The 25,690-nt window shown below is 38.1% G+C and carries 22 protein-coding genes and 1 pseudogene; 22 read left to right on the top strand and 1 reads right to left on the bottom strand.

Features of this window, described 5'->3' with window-relative positions:
• Positions 1 to 204 precede the first annotated feature (204 nt).
• From H7U02_RS03740 to H7U02_RS03635, 22 genes are all read left to right on the top strand, one after another.
• Positions 205 to 885 (top strand): response regulator transcription factor, encoded by a 681-nt coding sequence (locus H7U02_RS03740; RefSeq protein ID WP_004182305.1) that lies wholly within the window; start codon positions 205 to 207, stop codon positions 883 to 885.
• Positions 875 to 1,849 carry a sensor histidine kinase gene (locus H7U02_RS03735; RefSeq protein ID WP_371515012.1) on the top strand — a complete coding sequence of 325 codons (975 nt, stop codon included), beginning with the start codon at positions 875 to 877 and terminating at the stop codon, positions 1,847 to 1,849. The genes H7U02_RS03740 and H7U02_RS03735 overlap by 11 nt, the downstream gene beginning before the upstream one ends.
• 144 nt (positions 1,850 to 1,993) lie before the next feature.
• Positions 1,994 to 2,752 (top strand): ABC transporter ATP-binding protein, encoded by a 759-nt coding sequence (locus H7U02_RS03730; RefSeq protein WP_008534947.1) that lies wholly within the window; start codon positions 1,994 to 1,996, stop codon positions 2,750 to 2,752.
• Between the two features lies 1 nt (position 2,753).
• Complete coding sequence (locus H7U02_RS03725; protein WP_110981483.1) at positions 2,754 to 4,754, top strand: ABC transporter permease; 2,001 nt, start codon at positions 2,754 to 2,756, stop codon at positions 4,752 to 4,754.
• Between the two features lie 84 nt (positions 4,755 to 4,838).
• Positions 4,839 to 5,333, top strand: a complete 495-nt coding sequence (locus H7U02_RS03720) for a YkgJ family cysteine cluster protein (RefSeq protein ID WP_002885314.1) — start codon at positions 4,839 to 4,841, stop codon at positions 5,331 to 5,333.
• 12 nt (positions 5,334 to 5,345) lie between these two features.
• Positions 5,346 to 6,011, top strand: a complete 666-nt coding sequence (locus tag H7U02_RS03715; RefSeq protein WP_110981482.1) for a hypothetical protein — start codon at positions 5,346 to 5,348, stop codon at positions 6,009 to 6,011.
• Positions 6,012 to 6,147: 136 nt separating this feature from the next.
• Entirely contained in the window at positions 6,148 to 6,825 is a 678-nt protein-coding gene (locus H7U02_RS03710; RefSeq protein ID WP_155222633.1) for a hypothetical protein, read from the top strand.
• 71 nt (positions 6,826 to 6,896) lie between these two features.
• Positions 6,897 to 7,778: an ABC transporter ATP-binding protein gene (locus tag H7U02_RS03705; RefSeq protein WP_201041696.1), complete on the top strand. Its 882-nt coding sequence runs from the start codon at positions 6,897 to 6,899 to the stop codon at positions 7,776 to 7,778.
• Positions 7,775 to 8,512 carry an ABC transporter permease gene (locus tag H7U02_RS03700; RefSeq protein WP_002891235.1) on the top strand — a complete coding sequence of 246 codons (738 nt, stop codon included), beginning with the start codon at positions 7,775 to 7,777 and terminating at the stop codon, positions 8,510 to 8,512. The genes H7U02_RS03705 and H7U02_RS03700 overlap by 4 nt, the downstream gene beginning before the upstream one ends.
• Positions 8,513 to 8,522: 10 nt before the next feature.
• Positions 8,523 to 8,972, top strand: coding sequence for a cytidine deaminase family protein (locus H7U02_RS03695; RefSeq protein WP_107373189.1), 450 nt, complete (start codon positions 8,523 to 8,525; stop codon positions 8,970 to 8,972).
• 142 nt (positions 8,973 to 9,114) lie between these two features.
• On the top strand, positions 9,115 to 10,050 hold the full coding sequence (locus H7U02_RS03690) for a bile acid:sodium symporter family protein (RefSeq protein ID WP_013990402.1): 936 nt from the start codon (positions 9,115 to 9,117) through the stop codon (positions 10,048 to 10,050).
• Between the two features lie 434 nt (positions 10,051 to 10,484).
• A complete protein-coding gene (locus tag H7U02_RS03685) occupies positions 10,485 to 10,694 on the top strand; it encodes a hypothetical protein (RefSeq protein ID WP_004182317.1) in 210 nt (69 codons plus the stop codon).
• Positions 10,695 to 10,704: 10 nt separating this feature from the next.
• Positions 10,705 to 10,884 (top strand): hypothetical protein, encoded by a 180-nt coding sequence (locus tag H7U02_RS03680; RefSeq protein ID WP_004182318.1) that lies wholly within the window; start codon positions 10,705 to 10,707, stop codon positions 10,882 to 10,884.
• Positions 10,877 to 11,758: an ABC transporter ATP-binding protein gene (locus H7U02_RS03675; RefSeq protein ID WP_201041695.1), complete on the top strand. Its 882-nt coding sequence runs from the start codon at positions 10,877 to 10,879 to the stop codon at positions 11,756 to 11,758. The genes H7U02_RS03680 and H7U02_RS03675 overlap by 8 nt, the downstream gene beginning before the upstream one ends.
• Positions 11,755 to 12,492 (top strand): ABC transporter permease, encoded by a 738-nt coding sequence (locus tag H7U02_RS03670; protein WP_004182319.1) that lies wholly within the window; start codon positions 11,755 to 11,757, stop codon positions 12,490 to 12,492. Before H7U02_RS03675 ends, H7U02_RS03670 begins: the two co-directional genes overlap by 4 nt.
• Positions 12,485 to 13,579, top strand: coding sequence for a sensor histidine kinase (locus H7U02_RS03665; protein ID WP_004182320.1), 1,095 nt, complete (start codon positions 12,485 to 12,487; stop codon positions 13,577 to 13,579). Before H7U02_RS03670 ends, H7U02_RS03665 begins: the two co-directional genes overlap by 8 nt.
• Entirely contained in the window at positions 13,576 to 14,178 is a 603-nt protein-coding gene (locus tag H7U02_RS03660; RefSeq protein WP_004182322.1) for a response regulator transcription factor, read from the top strand. The genes H7U02_RS03665 and H7U02_RS03660 overlap by 4 nt, the downstream gene beginning before the upstream one ends.
• A 594-nt stretch (positions 14,179 to 14,772) precedes the next feature.
• Positions 14,773 to 15,765, top strand: a complete 993-nt coding sequence (locus tag H7U02_RS03655) for an ATP-binding cassette domain-containing protein (protein ID WP_004182323.1) — start codon at positions 14,773 to 14,775, stop codon at positions 15,763 to 15,765.
• A 1-nt stretch (position 15,766) separates the two neighbouring features.
• Positions 15,767 to 16,585, top strand: a complete 819-nt coding sequence (locus tag H7U02_RS03650; protein WP_004182324.1) for an ABC transporter permease — start codon at positions 15,767 to 15,769, stop codon at positions 16,583 to 16,585.
• A 1-nt stretch (position 16,586) separates the two neighbouring features.
• Positions 16,587 to 17,372 (top strand): ABC transporter permease, encoded by a 786-nt coding sequence (locus H7U02_RS03645; RefSeq protein ID WP_004182325.1) that lies wholly within the window; start codon positions 16,587 to 16,589, stop codon positions 17,370 to 17,372.
• 38 nt (positions 17,373 to 17,410) lie between these two features.
• Positions 17,411 to 17,872: a GNAT family N-acetyltransferase gene (locus H7U02_RS03640; protein ID WP_004182326.1), complete on the top strand. Its 462-nt coding sequence runs from the start codon at positions 17,411 to 17,413 to the stop codon at positions 17,870 to 17,872.
• A gap of 684 nt (positions 17,873 to 18,556) precedes the next feature.
• Positions 18,557 to 25,051, top strand: a complete 6,495-nt coding sequence (locus tag H7U02_RS03635) for a S8 family peptidase (RefSeq protein WP_201041694.1) — start codon at positions 18,557 to 18,559, stop codon at positions 25,049 to 25,051.
• Between the two features lie 427 nt (positions 25,052 to 25,478).
• On the opposite strand, the pseudogene H7U02_RS03630 reads toward H7U02_RS03635, so the two are convergent.
• Positions 25,479 to 25,675, bottom strand: a pseudogene (locus H7U02_RS03630) (transposase); the annotation flags it as partial.
• Between the last annotated feature and the right edge of the window lie 15 nt (positions 25,676 to 25,690).

Here is a 25,690-nt window from a genome sequence, read left to right as displayed (position 1 = left end):
AAGCTGTCGTTGGTTGATGATAAACCAATATCAACTCTATAATAATACTATATTTTCTTTGAAGACTCAAAGGATTTTTCCTATGAAAACGCACTATTTTAAAAGTTGGAAAATTCAATCTAACATTATTGTAAGATTTCCTGAGAAAGGTCGTTTCTTGGGGTATTTATTGTTATAATAGTGGGAAATGAAAGAGGTTGAGTTATGCATAAGATTTTATTAGTGGAGGACGACGAGGTTATCCGTCAACAAGTCAAAAAAATGCTAGAACAGTGGGGTTACGAAGTTGTTCTTGTTGAAGATTTCATGGAAGTATTATCTATTTTTGTAAAAGTAGAGCCCCACTTGGTTCTTATGGACATTGGTTTACCTCTATTTAATGGTTATCATTGGTGTCAGGAAATTCGTAAGGTCTCCAAGGTGCCTATTATGTTCTTGTCTTCCAGAGATCAGGCCATGGATATCGTTATGGCAATCAATATGGGTGGGGACGACTTTGTGACTAAACCCTTTGACCAAAATGTTCTCTTGGCAAAAATTCAAGGGCTTTTGCGCCGATCTTATGAGTTTGGAAAGGATCAGAGTCTTTTGGAATATATGGGTGTGATTCTGAACCTTAAGGCCATGGATCTGGTTTATCAGGGAGAAGTCGTTTCTTTGACTAAGAACGAGTTTCAGATTTTACAAGTTCTCTTCGACCATGCTGGAAATATCGTTAGTCGGGAAGACCTCATGAAGGAGCTTTGGAATAGTGACTTCTTTATTGATGACAATACCCTGTCAGTTAATGTAGCTCGTTTACGTAAGAAGTTAGAGGCAGTTGGTTTGAAGGATTTTATTGAAACCAAGAAAGGTGTCGGTTACGGGTTGCGTCATGATGGATAAGCGTCAATTTATCAAATATCAGATTAGGTCTCGTCTACCTTTCTATCTTTTGTTTATTTTTAATGGAATCATATTAGTCTTGTTTGCCTTTTTATTTGAAGAGGCGGCAGATATTCTTTATTATGCCTTGACCATACTGACATTTGTGGCTATCATCATAGTTATTTGGGACTTGGTTAGCTCTTATCAGTCTTATAACTTAGCCTATCTCTATGAGAAAATGACACCATCAAGTCCTTTAGAGTTTTATCTAGCTCAGGCCTTGGAAAATGCTAAGGAGAGTCAAATGGTTCAGACTGAGGAGGAGCGCAAGCGCTATACAGATTTGATGGACTACTATACCCTTTGGGTGCATCAAATCAAGACGCCAATAGCAGCCAGTCAATTATTGTTAGGGGATGTTACAGATAGTAAAACGAGGGCTCTCTTGGAGCAAGAGGTCTTCAAGATTGATGCCTACACCAATCTGGTCTTGCAGTATTTACGTTTGGAAAACTTTCATGATGATTTGCAGTTGAGGCATGTTGCATTAGCCCCCTTGGTTAAAGAAGTTGTTAAAAAGCATAGTATTTTCTTTATTCAAAAAGGGTTGACTATTAATTTACATGACTTGGATGTTATGGTCGTTACAGATGAAAAATGGCTCTTGGTTATCGTAGAGCAGGTCTTATCAAATAGTTTGAAGTACACAAAGAGTGGTGGCATTGACATTTACTTCAAAGATAATAGGCTTTATCTTAAAGATTCTGGGATTGGTATCAAGGATAGTGATATTTTACGTGTCTTTGAGCGTGGTTTTTCAGGTTACAATGGCCGCTTGACTCAGCAGTCGTCTGGACTGGGTCTCTATCTTTCTAAGAAGATTGCTGATCAGCTTGGACATGATATTAGTATTAGTTCCCAAGTAGGTCAAGGGACCACAGTTTCTATTCATTTTCAAAAGCAGAAGTTGGCTATTGATTAATAACTTACAAAAGTGTAAGAAATAAGGCTAGAAATGAAAGCAAGGGTTATGGTTGAGACCTTGCTTTTTCTATAAAATGGTATCAGAAGTTAAGTAAGAGGTTCCTAAAATCTCTTCCAAATCTATTAAATAAAGGAGCTTATTATGACATTACTAGATGTTCAACATGTTAAAAAAATCTATAAAACACGTTTCAAAGGAAATCAGGTTGAAGCCCTTAAAGATATCCATTTTACGGTTGATAAAGGTGACTATGTTGCAATCATGGGTGAGTCTGGGTCAGGAAAATCAACCTTGCTTAATATCCTTGCCATGCTTGATAAACCAACAGCAGGGCGTGTCTATCTGAATGGTATGGACACAGCAACCATCAAAAACAAGGATGCTTCTAGCTTCCGTCGTGAAAGATTAGGGTTTGTTTTCCAGGATTTCAATCTTTTAGATACCCTATCAGTTAAAGATAATATTTTGCTACCTTTGGTTCTTTCTCGTCGCCCACTTAAGCAAATGATGACACAAGTAGATGCAATCAGTCGTCAACTGGGAATTCATTCCTTACTGGAGAAGTACCCTTATGAAATTTCAGGTGGCCAAAAGCAAAGGGTTGCGGTTGCGCGTGCAATCATCACAAAACCAGAAATACTCTTAGCAGATGAGCCAACAGGTGCCCTGGATTCCAAATCTTCAGCAGCGCTCTTGGATGTCTTCGATGCTATTAATGCCAGCGGTCAGACCATTCTCATGGTAACTCACTCGACAGCGGCCGCCAGTCGAGCGCAGCGTGTTTTGTTTATCAAGGATGGAATTCTTTATAATCAAATCTTCAAAGGAGATAAGTCTGAACATCAAATGTTCCAGGAAATTTCCGATACACTAACTGCAATGGCAAGTGAGGTGAACTAATATGTTTCGTCTAACCAATAGACTGGCTTTGTCCAATCTCATAAAAAATCGTAAGCTTTATTATCCTTTTGCTTTAGCAACTATTCTGGCTATTGCCATTACCTATATCTTTACATCTTTAACGCTTAATCCTCATCTGGATCACTTGACTGGGGCAGATGCTATCAAGATGGTTTTGGGGATGGGACTTGGAATTGTCGCCCTATCCTCTGGAATTATTGTTCTTTATGCCAATAGCTTTGTTATGAAAAATCGTTCAAGGGAGCTTGGTCTCTATAGTGTGCTAGGCTTAGAGAAGCGTCACCTCTTTAGTATGATTCTAAAAGAAACAGTGATTATGAGTTTTGTGACTTTGCTTCTAGGTATAGGTGTGGGGGCACTTTTCGATAAACTCATTTATGCTTTTCTTCAAAGGCTTATCGGTGAAAGTACTGGTTTAGTTTCGACCTTTCAAGTAATGACAATTCCTATTGTTCTTGTCATCTTTGCTTGTATTTTTGGTTTGTTGGTTTTGGTAAATGGTTTCCGATTGCTACGGCTTAATCCTTTACAATTAACTAAAGATGGCCTTAAGGGTGAAAAAAAGGGACGTTTTCTAGTTATTCAAACCCTTTTGGGACTTGGTGCTATGGGGTATGGTTACTATCTTGCTCTCTCTGTTCAGAATCCAGTAACGGCTATTATGAGTTTTTTCCTAGCTGTTCTACTGGTCATTCTAGGGACTTACCTTCTCTTTAATGCCGGGACAACAGTTGTTCTGCAACTCTTGAAAAAGAAGAAGAGCTACTATTACAAGCCCAATAATATGATTTCCATTTCCAATCTTGTCTTTCGGATGAAAAAAAATGCAGTTGGGCTGGCGACCATTGCCATTCTCTCAAGTATGGTTTTGGTGACACTTGTAGGTGCTGCAAGTATTTATGCTGGAAAAAAAGACTATCTGGCGAGTTCTGCTCCGCATGATTACTCAGTTACAGGGACGAATGTAGATTTAACAAGTACACGGAAAGCTATGGATGATTTCTTAGTACAGACGGGAAATCAGGTAAATAGAAAAGTGGAAGTAAGTTACCTCTACTTTGGTATCAAAGAACAAGAAAAAAACAAGCTAACCATCTTTTCTGAGAATGAAAGAAAAGTTCTACCAAAGTCAATTTTTCTTGTCTTCTCACAATCTACTTATAAACAATTAACAGGTAAAGACCTCAATCTGACTTCAAATCAAGTTGGCTTATTTACTAAAAATAAAACATTAAAAGATCAAAAGAGTTTGTCTGTCAATAGTCAAACCTACCAGATCCATGATAGCCTTAATGACTTTCTTAAAGGTAAAATACCCAACCTCTTCACAATCATAGTTTCTGATTATAGCTACCTTGTTGTTCCTGATATGGATGATTTTCAAGAAAGTATCAAAGGAACAGCAACCACCCAAGCTACCTATGTTGGTGTTAATGTCAAAGACCCTTCACATGATGCCAAGAAAAATTCAGATTTGCTAGACAAAATCACGGATAAAGAAACACAACAGTTAGCTGGACAAACTACTGGCCTCCCTAAGTCTTACTTCACTGCAAATAGTCGATATGATGCAGAAGGCATGGTAAATGGCTTTGTTGGTGGAACCTTCTTTATCGGCATCTTCCTATCCATCATCTTCATGCTTGGCACAGTTCTCGTGATTTACTATAAACAGATTTCCGAGGGTTATGAGGATCGTGAGCGCTTTGTTATTCTTCAAAAGATTGGCTTGGACGACCTCCAAGTCAAGCAAACCATTGGAAAGCAAGTCCTTACTGTCTTCTTCCTCCCCTTGATTTTTGCCTTTATTCACTTGGCCTTTGCCTATCATATGATCAGTTTGATTGTGCGTATCATTGGAGTTCTTAATCCAAGTCTTATGTTAGTGGTTACTATCATTGTTTGTGGCGTATTCTTCCTAGCCTATATCTTGGTTTTTGCCCTAACGTCTCGTTCCTATCGTCGAATCGTATCGATGTAATTGACATAGAGTCTAGTTCATGCTAGGCTCTATTTCTTTTATGCTATAATAGATGAAAGAATTATAAATCATCGGAGAAAACACATGTCACAGACTATTGATGTCAAACGTTACGAGGAATTGGCACGTCAAAAGCAGGGGGAGCACCGAAAGTTTCTAGCACAACTCAAGAAGAAGGCTCCTAAAAATTTAGATAAGATTGTTCAGCAGGTACACAATGAAGTCTTTCAAGAAATTGATTGTACCCAGTGCGCTAATTGTTGTAAGACGCTTGGTCCCGACTTCACAGAGCAGGACATTACTCGCATTGCCAAGCATTTTCGAATGAAATTACCTGCCTTCGAGGAGATGTACCTTCAGGTAGATGAGGATGGCGACAAGGTCTTCAAGTCTATGCCTTGTCCCTTCTTAGGGCCTGATAATCTCTGTGATATTTATGATGTCCGTCCTAAGGCCTGTGCAGCCTTTCCTCACACGGATCGTAAGAAAATCTATCAGATCAATCATCTGACTATCAAAAATACGCTTTTCTGTCCAGCAGCCTACCTTTTTGTGGAAAAACTCAAGGATAGGATTTAGAAAGGAACTGTTATGAAACGATTTAATGCAGGTGTTTTCACCCTACTTATCATTGCTGCCTATTTTATCGCGACAGCATTTATTCCGGATTTGTATTTGGCTTTTAATTATAAATTGATTTTAGCCTTGCTTTTTGTGCTTTTGAGCTGGCAATCTAAGGGGAAATTTCTCTTTTTCTTGGGGATGGCTTTTCTATCGACCTATATCCATGACCTCTTTAGATTGGACTATTCAGAATGGACACTCTTTGTAGGAATTCTTATCTTGGGGATTGCAGTGGACCGTTTGAGCAAGCCAAGTTATAAGAAGAACTTTTCTTACAAGGTTTCTAAAGAACATGAGCGAGAGATTTTCGCTAAGACCTTATTTTCAGAGTCTGTTCAGGTGGTGACTTCACAAAACCTCGAAACTGTCTATGCCAATGCCGATTTTGGACGTTTGACTTTGGATTTGCGTCAGGCTCAGTTTATGACGGATCGACCTCAGATTGTGGTTCAGGCAAATTTTTCTCAGGTTATCATTCGAGTACCTAAGGATTGGCAAGTGGATGCACACGGCCTTCATACAAGCCTGGCAGGAGTGAAAAGCTACGATAGTCTAGGAGAACGAGACTTGGCTAGCACTACAGTTTCTCTAACAGGTTCAGTATCCTTTGGACAGGTAACTGTCAAACATTGAAAATAATGAAAGAGCGAAAGCTCTTTTTTTCTTGCAAATCCTTTTAATATAACATTGAATACGTTTACAAATAGTGCTATACTGATAGTGAAAATAATTGGAAATTTGCAATCATTTACTAGAAAGGAGTCTCCTTATGAAACGGTTTAATGCTCGGGCCATCTTGTTGCTTTTACTAGCAGCTTGTTTTATCGCTAGTGCCTTTATTCCAGATTTTTGGATCATGGTCAATTATAATCTGGTTTTCTTCGTGGCCTTCTTTTGTTTTGGTATCTTGAATAGGCGACCGCTCCTCATTTTTCTTGGTTTGGCCTTCTTATCACCCTATGTTCATGACTTGTTAAACCTCGATTTTGCACAGTGGAATCTCTTTAGCGGTATCTTTCTAATTGGCTTGGCTTTAGAGCTTTTTTATGGTCGTAGTCCAAAGAAAGGGCTCACTAAAGATTATAAGGTTAATAAGAACGACCAAGAGGGACCTCATATTTCTGTTAAGACCTATATGGCTGAGGATAGGTATCGTATCTATTCTCAAGAAGTCGAAACGATTGATATGAATCTAGCTTTTGGTGAGCTTTGGTTGGATTTGAGTCAGGCCAGCTTTGCGTCAGATCAGGTAGCTGTTCATCTTGATGCTAAGTTTGGTGAAGTTCATATCCGACTTCCTCACGACTGTGTCATGGATGCCACTGAAATTTCACATCCTCTGTCATCTGTGAAGGTGGATCGTTTTGAATCTGATATCGAGCAAGTTGAAACTAGGCTTCATCTGAGCGGAAGTCTCTTCTGTACGGAGTTGGAAGTGGAGTATTAAGGGAAGTCCGATGATATCAGCTCTATCGTCAATTAGCATGGCTCCTATACAAAAGAAAGGAAATCACAGGTATGAATGAAACGGTTATTCAAGTCACATCCCTTGGAAAACGCATCAAGGGAAAGACCATTTTAGAGAAGATTAGTTTTGAGATAAACAAGGGCGATTGTGTGGCCTTGATTGGACCTAATGGGGCAGGTAAGACTGTCTTGATGTCCTGTATTCTTGGTGATAAAAAACCGAGTAATGGTCAGGTCCTCATTGATGGTAAAGCAGGTAAGGCAAAAAATAAAATTGCGGTTCTCCTTCAGGAAAATACCATTCCAAATAGTTTGAAAGTGGAAGAGCTAATTGCCTTCTTCCAATCTATTTCTGATAATCCCTTGACCAATCAAGAGGTTCAGGAACTCCTACAATTCAAGGAAGACCAGTATCAGCAGTTTGCGGACAAACTCTCTGGTGGGCAAAGACGTCTTCTGGCTTTTGTCCTTTGTTTGATTGATAAACCTAAAATCCTCTTCTTGGATGAACCGACAGCGGGTATGGATACCTCGACTCGTCAGCGTTTCTGGGAGATTGTCAATGACTTGAAAAAATCAGGTGTAACCATTCTCTATTCCTCTCACTATATCGAAGAAGTGGAACACACAGCTGACCGTATCTTAGTCCTCCATCAAGGGAAACTTATCAGAGATACCACACCATACGCTATGCGACATGAAGAGAAAGAGAAGCAGGTCACTTTGCCAAGTAGCTTTGTTAACATTGTTCATGGCTTGGAAGATATATATGAGATTACTGAGAAGCGGGATGTCATTAGCTTCATGACCAAAGATATCGAAAAGGTATGGCAAAGACTCGAAAAATCAGGCTGTGGAATTTCTGATATTGAAATCCAAAATAAAACACTCTTGGATAGCCTATTTGATTCAACAAGGGAGGACAAGGCATGAAAGCATTACTAAAAATTGAATGGATAAAAACGTGGCGAAGCTGGCCAGTCTTTATCATGGGAATCGGGATGCCTGTTGGCTTTTTCCTCCTTTTTTCAAGTATTGTCTCAACACCTAATCCTGAGGCTCAAAAAGATTTTTTGCTGTCTTATATGTTGACCATGACTGGCTTTTCCATGTCTAGCTTTGGTTTATTTACCTTCCCTTATATGTTGCAAGAGGACCAAACAGAGCACTGGTTGACCTATATCGAGCATTCTAAAATCAGCATTTCGGCTTATTATCTATCTAAGATCTTTCGTGTTTTGCTGAATTTTATGGTGGCTATCATTGTGACTTTTTGTGTGGGAGCCTTTGTTCGAGATGTTGAGTTGCCTTTGTCAGGTTGGCTAGGTTCAGGTGCCCTCTTACTTCTATCAAGCTTGGTCTTTTTGGCCTTTGGCTTGCTTATCGCTCAGATTAAATCCCAACAAATCATGTCTGTGGTTGCAAATATCACCTACCTTGGCTTGGCTATTGTGGGTGGTTCATGGATGCCTATTTCCATGTTTCCAAAGTGGGTTCAGAGCATTTCTGAGTGGACGCCTGTCTATCATGTCAATGAGTTAGTTGTTAATTTTGCAAAGGATGGGACATTTTCATGGAAATCACTTTTGTTTATTTTGGCTTATACTGTAGTAGCAACAGGGCTTGCACTCTTTATCAAGTCGCAAAGAGAAAGTGATCGAGGTTAAAGGAGAAATAATGGATGCTTGGCAGAAGATGTATGAAGAGGCAAAAGCTTTGTATCAGCCACAGGAAGTCTCAGACTTTGTCTATGCTAGGCACGTTGTGGCTGCCGTTGAGGCTGAAGATGGGCAAATTTTCACAGGCTTTTGTATGGAAGGGACGTGTGGTGTTTTCCATCTATGTGCCGAAAGGGCTGCCCTTTTCAATATGTATCAAGAAACTGGTCAGACTAAGGTCAAGCGTATTATCGCCTTTCGTGACCAGCCACCTCATGGTGGACCATCTGGCATGCCTTGTGGAGCTTGTCGAGAATTTTTAATGGAACTGCATCCCGACAATCGTCATTTAGAGTTCATGGTTGACTACGAAACACGTCAGACCGTCACTTTGGGAGAATTATTGCCACTGTGGTGGGGAGAAGAACGGGCTCAACAATTTGAACAAAAGTCGCAAGACAAGGCTTAAAGTTTATAGAAATCACAAAATCCTCGCATGTTAAGTGTGAGGGTTTATTTTTTGAAAATAATTTCAGAAAATTCGAAATTTACCTTGAAATTCAAAATGAAAGTGCTATACTATATCGTGAAAATAGAAAGAAGGTTTCATTATGGAGTCACTTGTATCTTTTAGTAAATGGCTCAGCAAATGGTTTACTGTAGCTGTTATCCTCTGGGCGGCCTTTAACTACGCCCTTCCTGCAACTAGTAGTTGGGTCATTCCCAATACGGCTTATCTGCTTGGTTTGATTCTTTTTGGTATGGGGCTTACCTTGACAACTGAAGATTTTAAACGTATTGCTAAGCGTCCAATTCCCGTTGTTCTTGGGACTGTAGCTCACTATGTCATCATGCCTGGTTTGGCTTGGTTGCTTTGTATGATTTTCCATCTGAAAGGTGCGACAGCAGCAGGGGTTATCCTTGTTGGCTCTTGTCCAAGTGGGACTTCATCGAGTGTCATGGCCTTCCTTTCAGGTGGGGATGTCGCCTTGGATGTCTCTATTGAAACCCTCTCAACTCTCTTGGCACCACTCATGATTCCAACCCTCTTGTCATTCTTGGCTGGTCAGTACGTGAGTGTCCCTGCCCAAAGCCTCTTCCTAAGTACCTTGCGTATCGTGGTTGTCCCTATTATCTTGGGTGTGCTCGTTCACTCAATCTTTGGTAAGAAAATCGATGCCATCATCAAGATTATGCCTTTGATTTCACAAGCTGCCATCCTCTTGATTGTTGGAGCAGTTGTTTCTGCCAACCATGCCAATATTTTCACAGCAGCGACAGCCCTTGTCATTCCAGTCGTTATGCTCCACAATCTTTGTGGTTATGCCCTTGGTTTTGGATTTTCAAAAATCCTTGGTTTGGAAGAACCCCAACAAAAAGCCATTACCTTCGAAGTGGGGATGCAAGACTCAAGTCTTGGAGCAACTCTTGCTATGAAATATTTCGTGCCACAAGCTGCTATCCCATCAACTATCTTTAGTATTTGGCACAATATCTCAGGTTCCATCCTCTCATCATGGTGGAAGAACCATTCAAAAAATAATTAGTAAGATAAATGAAAAGCTGACCTTGGGTTGGCTTTTATTTTTTAATAAAGAATCTTTTTCGAGACTTTCCTTAGGTGATGACGGACGTCAGCGAACTTCAAAGAAGTTCCATGCCTAAGTTTCGAGTCGAAGGTCTCGAAACTTCCGAACCCCTGAAGTTTAAGTTCTTCAGGGTTTTTTATCACAGTGAAAAGTCTCAGTTATACTCACTTCGTTCCCAAAGAGAATCATCTGTCATTCTTTGCTGACTTTCTTAGTTCATGGCGCATTTGAAATAGTTTATCTATCTCTGGAGGCTGACCTTAGGTCGGCTTTTTTACGTCACATGACAAATGTCATGTCATGTCATGACATCTGGTGCTAAAAAGAGAATGACCAAAAAGATATACTTTAGTCATAACTTAGAAATAATAAAAAACGAAAGAGGTCATCTCATGAAAATCAAAACATCTTACCTTATCTACGCTGTTATCGGAACTGTCTTTGCTGGACTTAGCATGTTTACTGACATCTTTGAAAAAGGGAACTTTGAAGCTATCTTCTCAAATTTGGGTATGATTATTGGCTTGTCTATCTCAGCCTACATTCTCATCACTATGGCTAAAAGTTTTATCGACCTTGTCATTAATGAATTGAAAAACTAGGAGGCTCAGTATGAAACTATTGAAAATACTAAGCATTATGCTCCTAGCGGTAATTTGGACCATCCTCTTTGCCTATGTCCTACTTCATGGCAGTAGTGATATTCTCTACAGTGTCATGGGTGTGTCTGTTGCAGCTTGTTATGTCTTTTTAGCCTTCTACCAAAAGAAAGGAAATCACACACATGAGTGAAGCAATCCTTCAAGTCACAAATCTTGTCAAAAAAATCAAAGGAAAAACGATTTTAGACCATATTAGCTTTGAGGTGGGACAAGGTGATTGTCTTGCCTTAATTGGGCCAAATGGTGCTGGTAAAACGACCTTAATGTCCTGCATTCTTGGTGACAAGAAAGCCAGCAGCGGTCAAGTCTTTATCAAAGGCAAAAAGGGTAAAGCACAAGATCAAATTGCTGTTCTCCTTCAAGAAAATACCATTCCCTCACAATTAAGAGTCAAGGAACTGATTGCTTTTTTCCAAGATATTTCTGAGAATGGATTATCTAAAGTAGAGATTCAAGCACTCTTACAATTCAAAGACGATCAGTATCAGCAGTTTGCGGACAAACTCTCAGGGGGACAAAAACGTCTTCTTGCCTTTGTCCTCTGTCTAATTGGCAAGCCTGATATTCTCTTTTTAGATGAGCCGACAGCAGGGATGGACACTACGACACGCCAACGTTTCTGGGAAATCATCAATGATCTGAAAAAGTCAGGTGTGACTATTCTTTATTCGTCCCACTATATCGAAGAAGTCGAGCACACAGCTGACCGCATTTTGGTCCTTCATCAGGGGAGACTCATCAGGGATACTACGCCACACGCTATGCGTAGCGAGGAAAAGGAAAAACAAGTCACCTTACCAAGTCGCTTTGCGCCAAGTCTTGACAAACTGGCAGCCATTTATGATGTGACTGAAAAACGTGATGTTGTAACCTTTATGACTAAAGATATTGAAAGTGTATGGAGTAGTTTACAAGCTCACGGCTGTCGCATTTCTGACATTGAAATTCAAAACAAGACACTTTTAGATAGCCTATTTGATAGCACAAGGGAGGATAAGTCATGAAAGCACTACTTAAAATCGAATGGATAAAAACATGGCGCAGTTGGCCCGTCTTTATCATGTCTATCGGAATGCCCGTCGGATTTTTCCTCTTGTATTCAGGTATGGAAATGAGTCCTGACCCAGAATCACAAAAAGCCTTTATCTTGTCCTATATGTTGACGATGACAGGATTCTCTATGTCCAGCTTTGGTTTCTTTACCTTCCCCTACATGCTTAGAGAGGACCAAACGGAGCACTGGTTAACCTACATCGAACATTCAAAAATCAGTATTCAAGCCTATTACCTCTCTAAAATCTTCCGAGTTCTTATGAACTTTATGGTTGCTATCCTAGTGACTTTCTGTGTGGGAGCTTTTGTGCGTGATGTTAAGATGCCATTATCACATTGGCTTGGTTCAGGGGCTCTTTTACTCTTGTCAAGTCTAGTCTTCCTCTCTTTTGGCTTACTCCTAGCCCAAATTAAGTCCCAACAAATCATGGCTATCGTCGGAAATATCGTCTTTCTTGGTCTAGCTATTATTGGTGGTTCTTGGATGCCAGTAACCTTGTTTCCAAAATGGGTTCAGCACATTTCCGAGTGGACACCCATCTATCATATTAATCAGTTGGTAGTCAATTTCGCGAAAAAAGGGGAATTTTCATGGAAATCACTCATTTTTATCTTGGTCTATGCTACAATAGCTACAGGCTTAGCCCTTTTTATCAAATCGTACAGAGAAAGTGACCATGTTTAGAACATACCAGAAAAATGATTTCGCTTATTTTGTTAGTCTGATTTTCCTAGTCTTCCCAGTATTGGGAGTTTTTGGTGGCTATTTTCCAGTTTGGACCTTAGTTTTGACAGGATTGTTTACCATCGCTTATCTCCTTATGGTGTATTTGAAACAAGCCTATAGCAAGTGGATTCCCTTTCTGTGGTTTTACACTTTAGCTTACATTATCTTTATGTCCATGACCTTCGAGGGGGGCATGATGTGGTTTGTTTTTTTCAATGTCAATCTTCTCGTTTGGCGCTTTGAGGATAGCATATCATCTTATCGATTCTTTTCCTTTCTAGTGACCCTCTTGATTTTGACGTCATCATCCTTCCTATTGACAGACGATTTGAGTACCCACCTCATGTCTATGGCTATTACCTTATTTTCTTTGGGAATGTACTATTTTCAAAACCGTATACGTCAGGAGAGAAAGATGGAAGAGGCCCTTGCGGAGCAGAATCGGACCATTAATATCCTGTCAGCTGAAAATGAGCGTAATCGTATCGGCCGTGATTTGCACGATACCTTAGGGCATACCTTTGCCATGATGAGTCTCAAAACTGAGTTGGCTTTGAAACAGATGGACAAGGAACAGTATGATGCTGCTAGGAAGAATCTGGAAGAATTGAACCAGATTAGCCGAGACTCTATGTACGAGGTACGTGAGATTGTCAATAAGCTCAAGTACCGAACGGTGGCAGAGGAGTTACTGGAACTCGAGCTACTCTTTGACCTATCAGATATCGTCTTGGCCGTGGATAGTAGCCTTGACTTAGACAGCCTGTCACCTGTTAGCCAGTCGACCTTGTCCATGGTGCTTCGTGAACTGTCCAATAATGTCATCAAACATAGCCAGGCCGATAGCTGTCAGATTCGTCTAAGACGTGATCATGGTATTGTTCTTGAGTTTGAAGATGATGGTTGTGGGTTTAAGGAAGTCACTGGACAAGAACTACACAGCATCAGAGAGCGCCTCAGTTTGGTAGATGGAGACTTGGAAATTCTGTCTCAATCGCATCCAACAATCATTCGTGTGCATTTGAAAGAGGGAGGAAAAGCATGAAATTATTAGTCGCCGAAGACCAGTCAATGTTGAGGGATGCCCTCTGCCAACTTCTCATGTTGGAAGACGATGTCGAAGAGGTCCATGCGGCCAGTGATGGTCAAGAAGCCATTGCTCTCTTGGAAAAAGAAGAAGTTGACGTAGCCATTTTAGACATTGAAATGCCAATCAAGACAGGACTTGATGTCCTGGAGTGGATCCGTGCCAATCAAAGTGAAACGAAGGTCGTCATTGTGACTACTTTCAAACGAAAAGGCTATTTTAAACGAGCCCTTGCAGCCCAGGTGGATGCCTACGTGCTCAAAGAACGTTCCATCAGTGACCTCATGGCGACCATCCATACCGTCCTAGCAGGTCATAAGGAGTACTCACCAGAGCTTGTCGAAGGTGTCGCCTTTGACAATAACCCACTCAGTCAACGTGAACAAGAAGTCTTGGCCATGGTAGCCCAAGGTTCAACCAACCAAGAAATCGCAGAAAGCCTCTTTCTCTCAAATGGAACCGTCCGAAATTACATGACAGCCATCCTGACTAAACTCGATGCAGGCAACCGAACAGAAGCCGTCCGCATTGCCAAAGAAAAAGACTGGCTAGGGTGAGGAGAAGTAGATAAATTTTCTATCACTTTGTTTTAACTAAAAATTTGAATTAGATTAATTAGTAAGAGTGAAGTATTTTTAAAGTGAAACTTCCCGCTGTGAGAAAAGTGGCTGAAACAATTTAGTTTCAGCCACATGGGATTTTTGAGACCTTAGGCTCAAAAATGAGTCATGGAGCTTCGAAGAAGATCGCTGACGTCCCAATTCACTTAAGGGAAGTTTATAAAAGATACTTTTTAATTGAAGGTCACCAGATGGTGGCTTTTTTCATGCCTTATAATCTATCTAAACATTCACAAGCAAGAATGAGAGAAGTTGAAATGAGCCTCTACAGGAATATGTAGAGGCTTTGATGAATTATTGAATTGTGTCATTTTGTTTAGTGAATTAGACAGATTTTTTTGATTTTTTCAAGTATCAAAACTATTTTCTCTTTTGAGAGAATAACACTTGGTTTCCTTTTTTAACTGCTTTATAATAGAGTAATACTAAGGTCTTCTGCTGTGATAAAGAAGGGAGATTTTAGGAGATGAGAAATTGGCTTTTTGTGTTTAGAGGACACGGTTTGTTGATTTTTTACTGTAGGAGATAGATATGGCAATGATAGAAGTGAAACATCTTCAGAAAAATTTTGTGAAGACAGTCAAGGAACCGGGGTTGAAGGGGGCTTGGCGTTCCTTTATTCATCCTGAAAAGCAGACCTTTGAAGCGGTCAAGGATTTGACCTTTGAGGTGCCCAAGGGGCAGATTCTAGGTTTTATCGGGGCAAATGGTGCTGGGAAGTCGACCACCATTAAAATGCTGACAGGAATTTTGAAACCGACATCTGGTTTTTGTCGGATTAATGGCAAGATTCCACAGGATAATCGCCAAGATTATGTCAAGGATATTGGAGTCGTTTTCGGACAACGCACCCAGCTATGGTGGGACTTGGCCCTGCAAGAAACTTACACGGTTTTGAAGGAGATTTACGATGTCCCAGACTCGCTCTTCCACAAGCGCATGGATTTTTTGAATGAAGTTTTGGATTTGAAGGATTTTATCAAGGATCCCGTGCGGACTCTTTCGCTAGGTCAACGGATGCGGGCGGATATTGCGGCTTCCTTGCTTCACAATCCCAAAGTTCTCTTTTTAGATGAGCCGACTATTGGTTTGGATGTGTCGGTCAAGGACAACATTCGTCGGGCCATTACTCAGATTAATCAGGAGGAAGAGACAACTATTCTCTTGACTACTCATGATTTGAGTGATATTGAGCAACTCTGTGATCGGATTTTTATGATTGATAAGGGGCAAGAGATTTTTGATGGAACGGTTAGCCAGCTCAAGGAAACCTTTGGAAAGATGAAGACTCTCTCTTTCGATCTGACGCCAGGTCAAAGTCATCTCGTCTCTCATTATGAGGGCTTGCCTGATATGTCCATTGATAGACAAGGAAATACTCTCAATATTGAATTCGATAGTTCCCGCTACCAGTCGGCCGATATTATCAAGCAAACCTTATCTGATTTTGAAGTTCGTGATTTGAAGATGGTAGATACGGATATTGAAGATATTATCCGTCGCTTCTATCGAAAGGAGCTCTAAGATGGTCAAATTGTGGAGACGTTATAAACCCTTTATCAATGCAGGGATTCAGGAGTTGATTACCTATCGAGTCAACTTTATTCTCTATCGGATTGGTGATGTCATGGGGGCTTTTGTCGCTTTCTATCTCTGGAAGGCTGTCTTTGACTCCTCCCAGGAGCCTTTGATTCAGGGCTTCAGTATGGCAGATATCACTCTCTACATCATCATGAGTTTTGTGACCAATCTTTTGACGAGGTCTGATAGCTCCTTTATGATTGGGGAGGAGGTCAAGGATGGCTCCATTATCATGCGCTTGCTGAGACCAGTGCATTTTGCGGCCTCTTACCTTTTCACCGAGCTTGGTTCCAAGTGGTTGATTTTCATCTCTGTTGGCCTGCCATTTTTAAGTGTCATTATTTTGATGAAAATCCTGTCTGGGCAAGGAATTGTAGAAGTGCTGGGATTAACTGTCCTTTATCTCTTTAGCTTAACTCTGGCTTATCTGATTAACTTTTTCTTTAATATCTGCTTTGGATTTTCAGCATTTGTCTTTAAAAATCTTTGGGGTTCCAATCTACTCAAGACTTCCATAGTGGCCTTTATGTCTGGAAGTTTGATTCCCTTGGCTTTCTTTCCAAAGGCGGTTTCAGCTATTCTCTCCTTCTTGCCTTTTTCATCCTTAATTTACACTCCGGTCATGATTATTGTTGGGAAATACGATGCCAGTCAGATTCTTCAAGCACTTTTGCTTCAGTTTTTCTGGCTTATAGTGATGGTGGGCTTGTCTCAGTTGATTTGGAAACGAGTCCAGTCATTTATCACTATTCAAGGAGGTTAGTATGAAAAAATATCAACGCATGCATCTGATTTTTATCAGACAATACATCAAGCAAATCATGGAATACAAGGTGGATTTTGTGGTAGGTGTGTTGGGAGTCTTTCTGACTCAAGGCCTAAACCTCTTGTTTCTCAATGTCATCTTTCAACACATCCCCTCGCTAGAAGGTTGGACCTTTCAAGAAATTGCCTTTATCTATGGATTTTCCTTAATTCCAAAGGGATTAGATCATCTCTTTTTTGACAATCTCTGGGCCTTAGGTCAACGACTAGTCCGAAAAGGGGAATTTGACAAGTATTTGACTCGTCCTATCAACCCTCTCTTTCATATTCTGGTTGAGACCTTTCAGATTGATGCCTTGGGGGAACTTTTGGTCGGTTGCATTCTATTGGGAACAACAGTATCAAGCATTGCTTGGACGCTTCCCAAATTCCTGATTTTCCTAGTCTGTATTCCATTTGCTACCTTGATTTATACTTCCTTGAAAATAGCGACAGCCAGTATCGCTTTTTGGACTAAACAGTCAGGCGCCATGATTTATATTTTTTATATGTTCAATGATTTTGCCAAGTACCCGATTTCCATTTACAATTCGCTCCTTCGTTGGTTGATCAGTTTTATCGTGCCATTTGCCTTTACGGCTTACTATCCTGCCAGTTATTTCTTGCAGGGTAAGAATGGGCTCTTTGATATCGGTGGTTTGATTCTGATTTCCCTTGTCTTCTTTTTCATTTCCCTCAAACTCTGGGATAGGGGCTTGGATGCCTACGAAAGTGCTGGCTCGTAAGGGGGAAAGTAAGACTAAAATCAAGAAAGGAACTTATGATGTTTACAATTGAAGAAGTCAAGGATGAAGATCAAAAAATGGCAGTTGTTGATGAGGTTTTAAAGGATTTGCCAGAATGGTTTGGAATACCTGAAAGCACGCAAGCCTACATCGAAGGAGCCAAAGATTTGCAAGTTTGGGCAGCCTATCAGGAGAGTGATTTGACTGGATTTGTAAGCTTGTCCTATTCTAGTGAAGAGTGTGCAGAGATTGATTGTCTCGGCGTAAAAAAAGCTCATCAAGGTAGAGGAATTGGGAGTCAATTGCTTGCTACTTTAGAAAGTGAAGCACGCAAACAAGTAGACTACCTACAGGTAAAAACAGTAGCAGAAGGCTCTAATAAAGATTATGATCGAACAATTGTCTTTTATCGAAGTGTTGGTTTTAAAAAATTAGAGATTTTTCCTCAACTTTGGGATCCCCAGAATCCTTGCCAGATTTTGATAAAGAAAATCGTTTAAAACTTCCTGACAAAAAATTGAGAGTGCCATACTATAAAAGTGTTAGCCAATTTAGCTCAGTTGGTAGAGCAAGGCACTCGTAAAGTCTAGGTTATAGGTAGATAAACGACTGAGGATTTGAAAAAATAGATATGTAGAAGATAACCGTTAAGTCTTATTCTTAGCGGTTTTTTATATTGTTTAATAGCGCTGATATTTCATTAATGATGTTTGACTTTGTGATGTTGCTAGTGCTTTAAGTTGATTGCTACTATTTTTGATGGTGTGAATGTTCTGATAATGTACCCCAGCTAACTACGAAAGTTTTTGACTCTATGTTTTTAACGCTTATTAAAAAATAAATTAATGTAGGTTAATTTTTCTTGACTTAAATTTTTTAAATGATATACTATTTTTCTGGAGAGCTAACAATTATATATAAATGTACTACTCTATTTCCTAGATAATACTTATACTCGATGAAAATCAAAGAGCAAACTAGAAAACTATCCGCAGGTTGCTCAAAGCACTGCTTTGAGGTTGTAGATAGAACTGACGAAGTCAGTAACCATACATACGCTAAGACGACGTTGACGCGGTTTGATGCGATCTTCGAAGAGTATTAGTAAAACTTTTTATAACAAATGCTAGCAAAGTTAAAGTTTACTATCTATTGGAAGTTAAATAAATATGTAAGGAATTAAAATGAAAAAAAGTACAGTATTGTCATTAACCACAGCTGCAGTTATTTTAGCAGCATATGTCCCTAATGAGGTAATCCTAGCAGATACACCTAGTTCTGAAGATTCTTTAAAAATATCTGATAAAGAAACAGTAGTAGGTAAACAAAACGAAAACAAAGAAAAACTTGAAGATATTCATAATGTTATAGAAACTTCAAAGGATACTGAAGAAAAGAAAACAACAATTATTGAGGAAAAAGAAGTTGTTAGTAAAAATCCTGTGATAGACAATAACACTAGCAATGAAGAAGCAAAAATCAAAGAAGAAAATTCCAATCAATCCCAAGGAGATAAAGCGGACTCGTCTGCAAGTAAAGACCCAGAAAGTCCCAAAAAAGAGGATAAACTTGTCTATATTGCTGAATTTAAAGATAAAGAATCTGGAGAAAAAGCAATCAAGGAACTATCAAATCTTAAGAATACAAAAGTTTTATATACTTATGATAGAATTTTTAACGGTAGCGCTATTGAAACAACCAAAGATACTCTGGACATAATTAAACTAATAGAAGGTATTTCATCGGTTGAAAGGTCACAAAAAGTCCAACCTATGATGAATCATGCTAGAAAAGAAATTGGAGTTGAAGAGGCAATCGATTACCTAAAATCTATCAATGCACCATTTGGGAAAAACTTTGATGGTAGAGGTATGGTCATTTCAAATATCGATACGGGAACGGATTATAGGCATAAGGCCATGAGGATTGATGATGATGCTAAAGACTCAATGAGATTTAAAAAAGAAGACTTAAAAGGTACTGATAAAAATTTCTGGTTGAGTGATAAAATCCCTCATGCTTTCAATTATTATAATGGTGGTAAAATTACTGTAGAAAAAGCTGATGATGGAAGCGATTATTTTGATCCACATGGGATGCATATTGCAGGGATTCTTGCGGGAAATGATACTGAAAAAGATATTAAAAACTTTAACGGAATAGATGGAATTGCTCCTAATGCACAGATTTTCTCTTATAAAATGTACTCTGACGCAGGATTTGGCTTCGCAGGAGATGAAACAATGTTTCATGCTATTGAAGATTCGATCAAACACAATGTCGATGTTGTTTCGATATCATCTGGCTTTACAGGAACTGGTCTTGTAGGTGAGAAATATTGGCAAGCTATTAGAGCATTAAGAAAAGCAGGCATTCCAATGGTTGTAGCTACGGGTAACTATGCGACTTCTGCTTCAAGTTCTTCATGGGATTTAGTGGCAAATAATAATCTGAAAATGACCGACACTGGAAATGTAACACGAACTGCAGCACATGAAGATGCGATAGCAGTCGCATCTGCTAAAAATCAAACAGTTGAGTTTGATAAAGTTAACATAGGTGGAGAAAGTTTTAAATATAGAAATATAGGTGCCTTTTTCGATAAGAATAAAATCATAACAAATGAAGAAGGATCAAAAGCTTCTAGTAAATTAAAATTTGTATATATAGGCAAGGGGCAAGACAAAGATTTGATAGGATTGGATCTTAGAGGCAAAATTGCAGTAATGGATAGAATTTATACAAAGGAGTTAAAAAATGCTTTTAAACGTGCAACGGATAAGGGTGCACGTGGCATTATGGTTGTAAATACTGTAAATTACTACAATAGAGATAATTGGACAGAGCTTCCAGCTATGGGATATGAGGAGGATGAAGGAACTACTAGTCAAGTTTTTTCAATTTCAGGAGATGATGGTGTAAAGTTATGGAACATGATTAACCCTGATAAAAAAACTGAGGTTAAAAGGAATAATAAAGAAGATTTTAAAGATAAATTGGAGCAATACTATCCAATTGATATGGCAAGCTATAATTCTAATAAACCGAATGTAGGTGACGAAAAAGAGATTGACTTTAAGTTTGCACCTGACACAGACAAAGAACTGTATAAAGAAGAGATCATCGTTCCAGCAGGGTCCACATCTTGGGGACCAAGAATAGATTTACTTTTAAAACCAGATGTTTCAGCACCCGGTAAAAATATTAAATCCACTCTCAATGTCATTAATGGGAAATCAACTTATGGTTATATGTCAGGGACTAGTATGGCAACTCCAATCGTGGCAGCTTCTACTGTTTTGATTAGACCAAAATTAAAGGAAATGCTTGAAAGACCTGTGTTGAAAAATCTTAAGGGAGATGACAAAATAGATCTTACAAGTCTTACAAAAATAGCCCTACAAAATACTGCACGCCCTATGATGGATGCAACTTCTTGGAAAGAAAAAAGTCAATACTTTGCATCACCTAGACAACAGGGAGCAGGGCTAATTAATGTTGCCAATGCTTTGAGAAATGAAGTCGTAGCTACTTTTAAAAACACGGATTCTAAAGGTTTGGTAAACTCTTATGGTTCTATTTCTCTTAAAGAAATAAAAGGAGATAAAAAATATTTTACAATTAAGCTTCACAATACATCAAACAGACCTTTAACCTTTAAAGTTTCAGCATCTGCTATAACTACAGATGCTCTAACTGACAGACTCAAACTGGATGAAACATACAAAGATGAAAAATCTCCAGATGGTAAGCAAATTGTTCCAGAAATCCACCCAGAAAAAATCAAAGGAGCAAATATTACATTTGAGCATGACACTTTCACTATAGGTCCAAATTCTAGCTTTGATTTAAATGCGGTTATAAATGTTGGGGAGGCTAAAAACAAAAATAAATTTGTAGAATCATTTATTCATTTTGAGTCAGTGGAAGAAATGGAAGCTCTGAACTCCAACGGGAAGAAAATAAACTTCCAACCTTCTTTATCGATGCCTCTAATGGGATTTGCTGGGAATTGGAACCACGAACCAATCCTTGATAAATGGGCCTGGGAAGAAGGTTCAAAATCAAAAACAATGGAAGGTTATGATGATGATGGCAAACCGAAAATTCCAGGAACCTTAAATAAGGGGATTGGTGGAGAAGGTATAGATAAATTTAATCCAGCAGGAGTTATACAAAATAGAAAAGATAAAAATACAACATCCCTAGATCAAAATCCAGAATTGTTTGCTTTCAATAACGAAGGGATCAACGCACCATCATCAAGTGGTTCTAATATTGCTAAAATTTATCCTTTAGATTCAAATGGAAATCCTCAAGATGCTCAACTTGGGAGAGGATTAACACCTTCTCCACTTGTATTAAGAAGTGCAGAAGAAGGATTGATTTCAATAGTAAATACAAATAAAGAGGGAGAAAATCAAAGAGACTTAAAAGTCATTTCGAGAGAACACTTTATTAGAGGAATTTTAAACTCTAAGAGAAATGATGCAAAGGGAATCAAATCTTCTAAGCTAAAAGTTTGGAGCGACTTGAAATGGGATGGACTCATCTATAACCCTAGAGGTAGAGAAGAAAATGCACCAGAAAGCAAGGATACCAAAGATCCTGCTACTAAGATAAGAGGACAATTTGAACCGATTGCAGAAGGTCAATATTTCTATAAATTTAAATATAGATTAACTAAAGATTACCCATGGCAGGTTTCCTATATTCCTGTAAAAATTGATAATACAGCCCCTAAGATTGTTTCGGTTGATTTTTCAAATCCTGAAAAAATTAAGTTGATTACAAAGGATACTTATCACAAGGTAAAAGATCAATACAAGAATGAAACCTTATTTGCGAGAGATCAAAAAGAACATCCTGAAAAATTTGACGAGATTGCAAACGAAGTTTGGTATGCAGGCGCTGCTCTGGTTAATGAAGATGGAGAGGTTGAGAAAAATCTTGAAGTAACTTATGCAGGTGAGGGTCAAGGAAGAAATAGGAAACTAGACAAAGACGGAAATACTATTTATGAAATTAATGGTGCAGGAGATTTAAGAGGAAAAATCATTGAAGTCATTGCATTAGATGGATCTAGCAATTTCACAAAGATTCATAGAATTAAATTTGCTGATCATGCTGATGAAAAGGGGATGATTTCCTATTATCTAGTAGATCCTGATCAAGATTCATCTAAATACCAAAAGCTTGGCGAGATTTCCGAATCTAAATTTAAAAATTTAGAAAATAGAAAAGAGGATAGTCTTAAAAAAGATACAACTGAGGAAGAAAATCATCAAGAAAATGAAGAGTCTATCGAAGAAAAATCAAGCTTGACTATTCATAAAACTATTTCAACAATTAGAGATTTTGAAAGTAAAGACTTAAAGAAACTCATTAAAAAGAAATTTAGAGAAGTTGATGACTTTACAAGTGAAACTGGTAAGAGAACAGAGGAATACGATTATAAATACGATGATAAGGGAAATATCATTGCTTATGACGATGGTAGTGCCTTACAATATGAAACTGAAAAACTTGACGAAATCAAATCAAAAATTTATGGTGTTCTAAGCCCGTCTAAAGATGGACACTTTGAAATTCTTGGAAAGATAAGTAATGTTTCTAAAAATGCCAAGGTATATTACGGCAATAACTATAGATCTGTAGAAATCAAAACGACTAAGTATGATTCCCAATCAAAAACGATGACATTTGATTTATACGCTAATATTAATGATATTGTGGATGGATTAGCTTTTGCAGGAGATATGAGATTCTTTGTTAAAGATGATGATCAGATAAAAGCTGAAACTAAAATTAGAATGCCTGAAAAAAATAAGGAAACTAAAACAGAATATCCCTATACATCAAGTTATGGGAATGTAATAGAATTAGGAGAAGGTGATCTTTCAAAGAACAAACCAAACAATTTAACGGAAATGGAATCTGGTAAAATCTATTCTGATTCAGAAAAACAACAATATCTGTTAAAGGATAACATCATTCTAAGAAAAGGCTATGCACTAAAAGTGACTACCTATAATCCTGGAAAAACGGATATGTTAGAAGGAAATGGAGTTTATAGCCAGGAAGATATAGCAAAAATACAAAAGGCCAATCCTAATCTAAGAGTCCTATCAGAAAAAATAATTTATGCTGATAGTAGAAATGTTGAAGATGGAAGAAGTACTCAATCAGTATTAATGTCGGCTTTGGATGGCTTTAACATTGTAAAATATCAAGTGTTTACCTTTAAAATGAATGATAAAGGGGAGGCAATCGATAAAGATGGAAATCTTGTAACAGATTCTTCTAAACTGGTATTATTTGGTAAAGATGATAAAGAGTATCATGGGGAGGATGAGTCCAACGTAGAAGCTATAAAAGAAGATGGCTCTATGTTATTTATTGATGCAAAACCAGTAAATCTTTCAATGGACAAGAACTACTTTAATCCATCTAAATCTAATAAAATTTATGTACGAAATCCAGAATTTTATTTAAGAGGTAAGATTTCTGATAAGGGTGGTTTTAACTGGGAGTTGAGAGTTAATGAATCGGTTGTAGATAATTATTTAATCTACGGAGATTTACACATTGATAACACTAGAGATTTTAATATTAAGCTTAATGTTAAAGACGGTGACATCATGGACTGGGGAATGAAAGACTATAAAGCAAACGGATTCCCAGATAAGGTAACAGATATGGATGGAAATGTTTATCTTCAAACTGGCTATAGCGATTTGAATGCGAAAGCGGTTGGAGTACACTATCAATTTTTATATGATAATGTTAAACCAGAAGTAAACATTGATCCTAAGGGAAATACTAGTATTGAATATGCTGACGGAAAATCTGTAGTCTTTAATATCAATGATAAAAGAAATAATGGATTCGATGGTGAGATTCAAGACAAACATATTTATGTAAATGGAAAAGAATATAAATCATTTGATGATATTAAACAACTAACAGATAAGACACTAAACATTAAGATTGTTGTAAAAGATTTTGCAAGAAATACAACCGTAAAAGAATTCATTTTAAACAAAGATACGGGAGAGGTAAGCGAACTAAAACCTCATACGGTAACTGTGACCATTCAAAATGGAAAAGAAATGAGTTCAACGATAGTGTCGGAAGAAGATTTCATTTTACCTGTCTATAAGGGTGAATTAGAAAAAGGATATCAATTTGATGGCTGGGAAATTTCTGGTGTCGAAGGGAAAAAAGATGCTGGCTATGTTATTAATGTATCAAAAGATACTCTTATAAAACCTGTATTCAAGAAAATAGAGGAGAAAAAGGAGGAGGAAAATAAACCTACTTTTGATGTATCGAAAAAGAAAGATAACGTGCAAGAAAATCATAGTCACTTAGATGAAAATTACAAAAAGGAGGATTTACAAAGAGAAAATCATTCACACAAATCTGATTCAACTAAGGATGTCACAGCTAAAGTTCCTGATGAAAATGATAAAAACTTTGAAAATAAGAAGGAAGTTTATCTTAATGAACCAGAGAACATAGATAATAAACATACCAATATTGATAGTAAATCAACTACTAACAATGATAGGTTGCCAAAAACCGGAACAGTTAGCGAAGTCTTCATGTCATTAGTTGCCGGAATAATGTTTACCTTAGGTGCGTTTCTTGGATTAAAGAAAAAAGATCAAGATTAAGACAAAGCTATAGAAAAATGGTTTGTGTACTGAGATAGTGTGATGATGAAACAGTTTTGTGAAAATAGCCATTTATAACTCAATTATTTAGTTTACTTTACTATTGATACTCTTTTTGGATTTATTAATGTACTTAGTTTCGACAACTAATGAATTGATTGAAAGGGTTAGTATTGATAATATTGGTCATATTAATTAGAAAATAGAGTCTATCAAAATTTAAAGGCTAATAGAGGTGATGAGATAATTTCAAGGAATTAAGTAGCGTTTGGTTGCTTAATTCCTTTTTATTATGTGACTATTAGTCCGTTTCGCTCCGAAGGTGCGAAACAAATAAACCACCCGCTATGATTGATATGCCCCCTGTCAAGTAGACAGGTTAAATATGGCTCTTTGTCAACTGTAGTGGGTGACGAAAAGCTAACATCTAGAGAGAACCTGATAGGTTTTCTCTTTTTGTATGTTCAGAGTGATGAAAACACGCTTCCTAAAGTTAATAAAGTTTCTAAAACCGAAGCCCAGACGTTTGATGTCTTTGATAAGCTTATTGGTCCCCTCCAATTTTGCATTTGAGTAATGTGTTTCTAGTGCGTTTTTGATGTATGGTTTGTGTCTAAGGAAGGTCAAGCATAATTAAGA

It is taken from the genome of Streptococcus sp. 3.1, assembly GCF_016648915.1.
GTDB lineage: Bacteria > Bacillota > Bacilli > Lactobacillales > Streptococcaceae > Streptococcus > Streptococcus salivarius_E.
This window is presented reverse-complemented; position numbering and strand designations above follow the sequence as displayed.

What these genes read in the sequence shown, in the direction of transcription:
- H7U02_RS03655 (WP_004182323.1), top strand. Translation starts at nt 14,773, where the DNA reads ATGGCAATGATAGAAGTGAAACATCTTCAGAAAAATTTTGTGAAGACA.
- H7U02_RS03680 (WP_004182318.1), top strand. Translation starts at nt 10,705, where the DNA reads ATGAAACTATTGAAAATACTAAGCATTATGCTCCTAGCGGTAATTTGG.
- H7U02_RS03700 (WP_002891235.1), top strand. Translation starts at nt 7,775, where the DNA reads ATGAAAGCATTACTAAAAATTGAATGGATAAAAACGTGGCGAAGCTGG.
- H7U02_RS03720 (WP_002885314.1), top strand. Translation starts at nt 4,839, where the DNA reads ATGTCACAGACTATTGATGTCAAACGTTACGAGGAATTGGCACGTCAA.
- H7U02_RS03740 (WP_004182305.1), top strand. Translation starts at nt 205, where the DNA reads ATGCATAAGATTTTATTAGTGGAGGACGACGAGGTTATCCGTCAACAA.
- H7U02_RS03715 (WP_110981482.1), top strand. Translation starts at nt 5,346, where the DNA reads ATGAAACGATTTAATGCAGGTGTTTTCACCCTACTTATCATTGCTGCC.
- H7U02_RS03660 (WP_004182322.1), top strand. Translation starts at nt 13,576, where the DNA reads ATGAAATTATTAGTCGCCGAAGACCAGTCAATGTTGAGGGATGCCCTC.
- H7U02_RS03735 (WP_371515012.1), top strand. Translation starts at nt 875, where the DNA reads ATGATGGATAAGCGTCAATTTATCAAATATCAGATTAGGTCTCGTCTA.
- H7U02_RS03675 (WP_201041695.1), top strand. Translation starts at nt 10,877, where the DNA reads ATGAGTGAAGCAATCCTTCAAGTCACAAATCTTGTCAAAAAAATCAAA.
- H7U02_RS03645 (WP_004182325.1), top strand. Translation starts at nt 16,587, where the DNA reads ATGAAAAAATATCAACGCATGCATCTGATTTTTATCAGACAATACATC.
- H7U02_RS03725 (WP_110981483.1), top strand. Translation starts at nt 2,754, where the DNA reads ATGTTTCGTCTAACCAATAGACTGGCTTTGTCCAATCTCATAAAAAAT.
- H7U02_RS03665 (WP_004182320.1), top strand. Translation starts at nt 12,485, where the DNA reads ATGTTTAGAACATACCAGAAAAATGATTTCGCTTATTTTGTTAGTCTG.
- H7U02_RS03730 (WP_008534947.1), top strand. Translation starts at nt 1,994, where the DNA reads ATGACATTACTAGATGTTCAACATGTTAAAAAAATCTATAAAACACGT.
- H7U02_RS03635 (WP_201041694.1), top strand. Translation starts at nt 18,557, where the DNA reads ATGAAAAAAAGTACAGTATTGTCATTAACCACAGCTGCAGTTATTTTA.
- H7U02_RS03705 (WP_201041696.1), top strand. Translation starts at nt 6,897, where the DNA reads ATGAATGAAACGGTTATTCAAGTCACATCCCTTGGAAAACGCATCAAG.
- H7U02_RS03670 (WP_004182319.1), top strand. Translation starts at nt 11,755, where the DNA reads ATGAAAGCACTACTTAAAATCGAATGGATAAAAACATGGCGCAGTTGG.
- H7U02_RS03690 (WP_013990402.1), top strand. Translation starts at nt 9,115, where the DNA reads ATGGAGTCACTTGTATCTTTTAGTAAATGGCTCAGCAAATGGTTTACT.
- H7U02_RS03650 (WP_004182324.1), top strand. Translation starts at nt 15,767, where the DNA reads ATGGTCAAATTGTGGAGACGTTATAAACCCTTTATCAATGCAGGGATT.
- H7U02_RS03640 (WP_004182326.1), top strand. Translation starts at nt 17,411, where the DNA reads ATGTTTACAATTGAAGAAGTCAAGGATGAAGATCAAAAAATGGCAGTT.
- H7U02_RS03695 (WP_107373189.1), top strand. Translation starts at nt 8,523, where the DNA reads ATGGATGCTTGGCAGAAGATGTATGAAGAGGCAAAAGCTTTGTATCAG.
- H7U02_RS03685 (WP_004182317.1), top strand. Translation starts at nt 10,485, where the DNA reads ATGAAAATCAAAACATCTTACCTTATCTACGCTGTTATCGGAACTGTC.
- H7U02_RS03710 (WP_155222633.1), top strand. Translation starts at nt 6,148, where the DNA reads ATGAAACGGTTTAATGCTCGGGCCATCTTGTTGCTTTTACTAGCAGCT.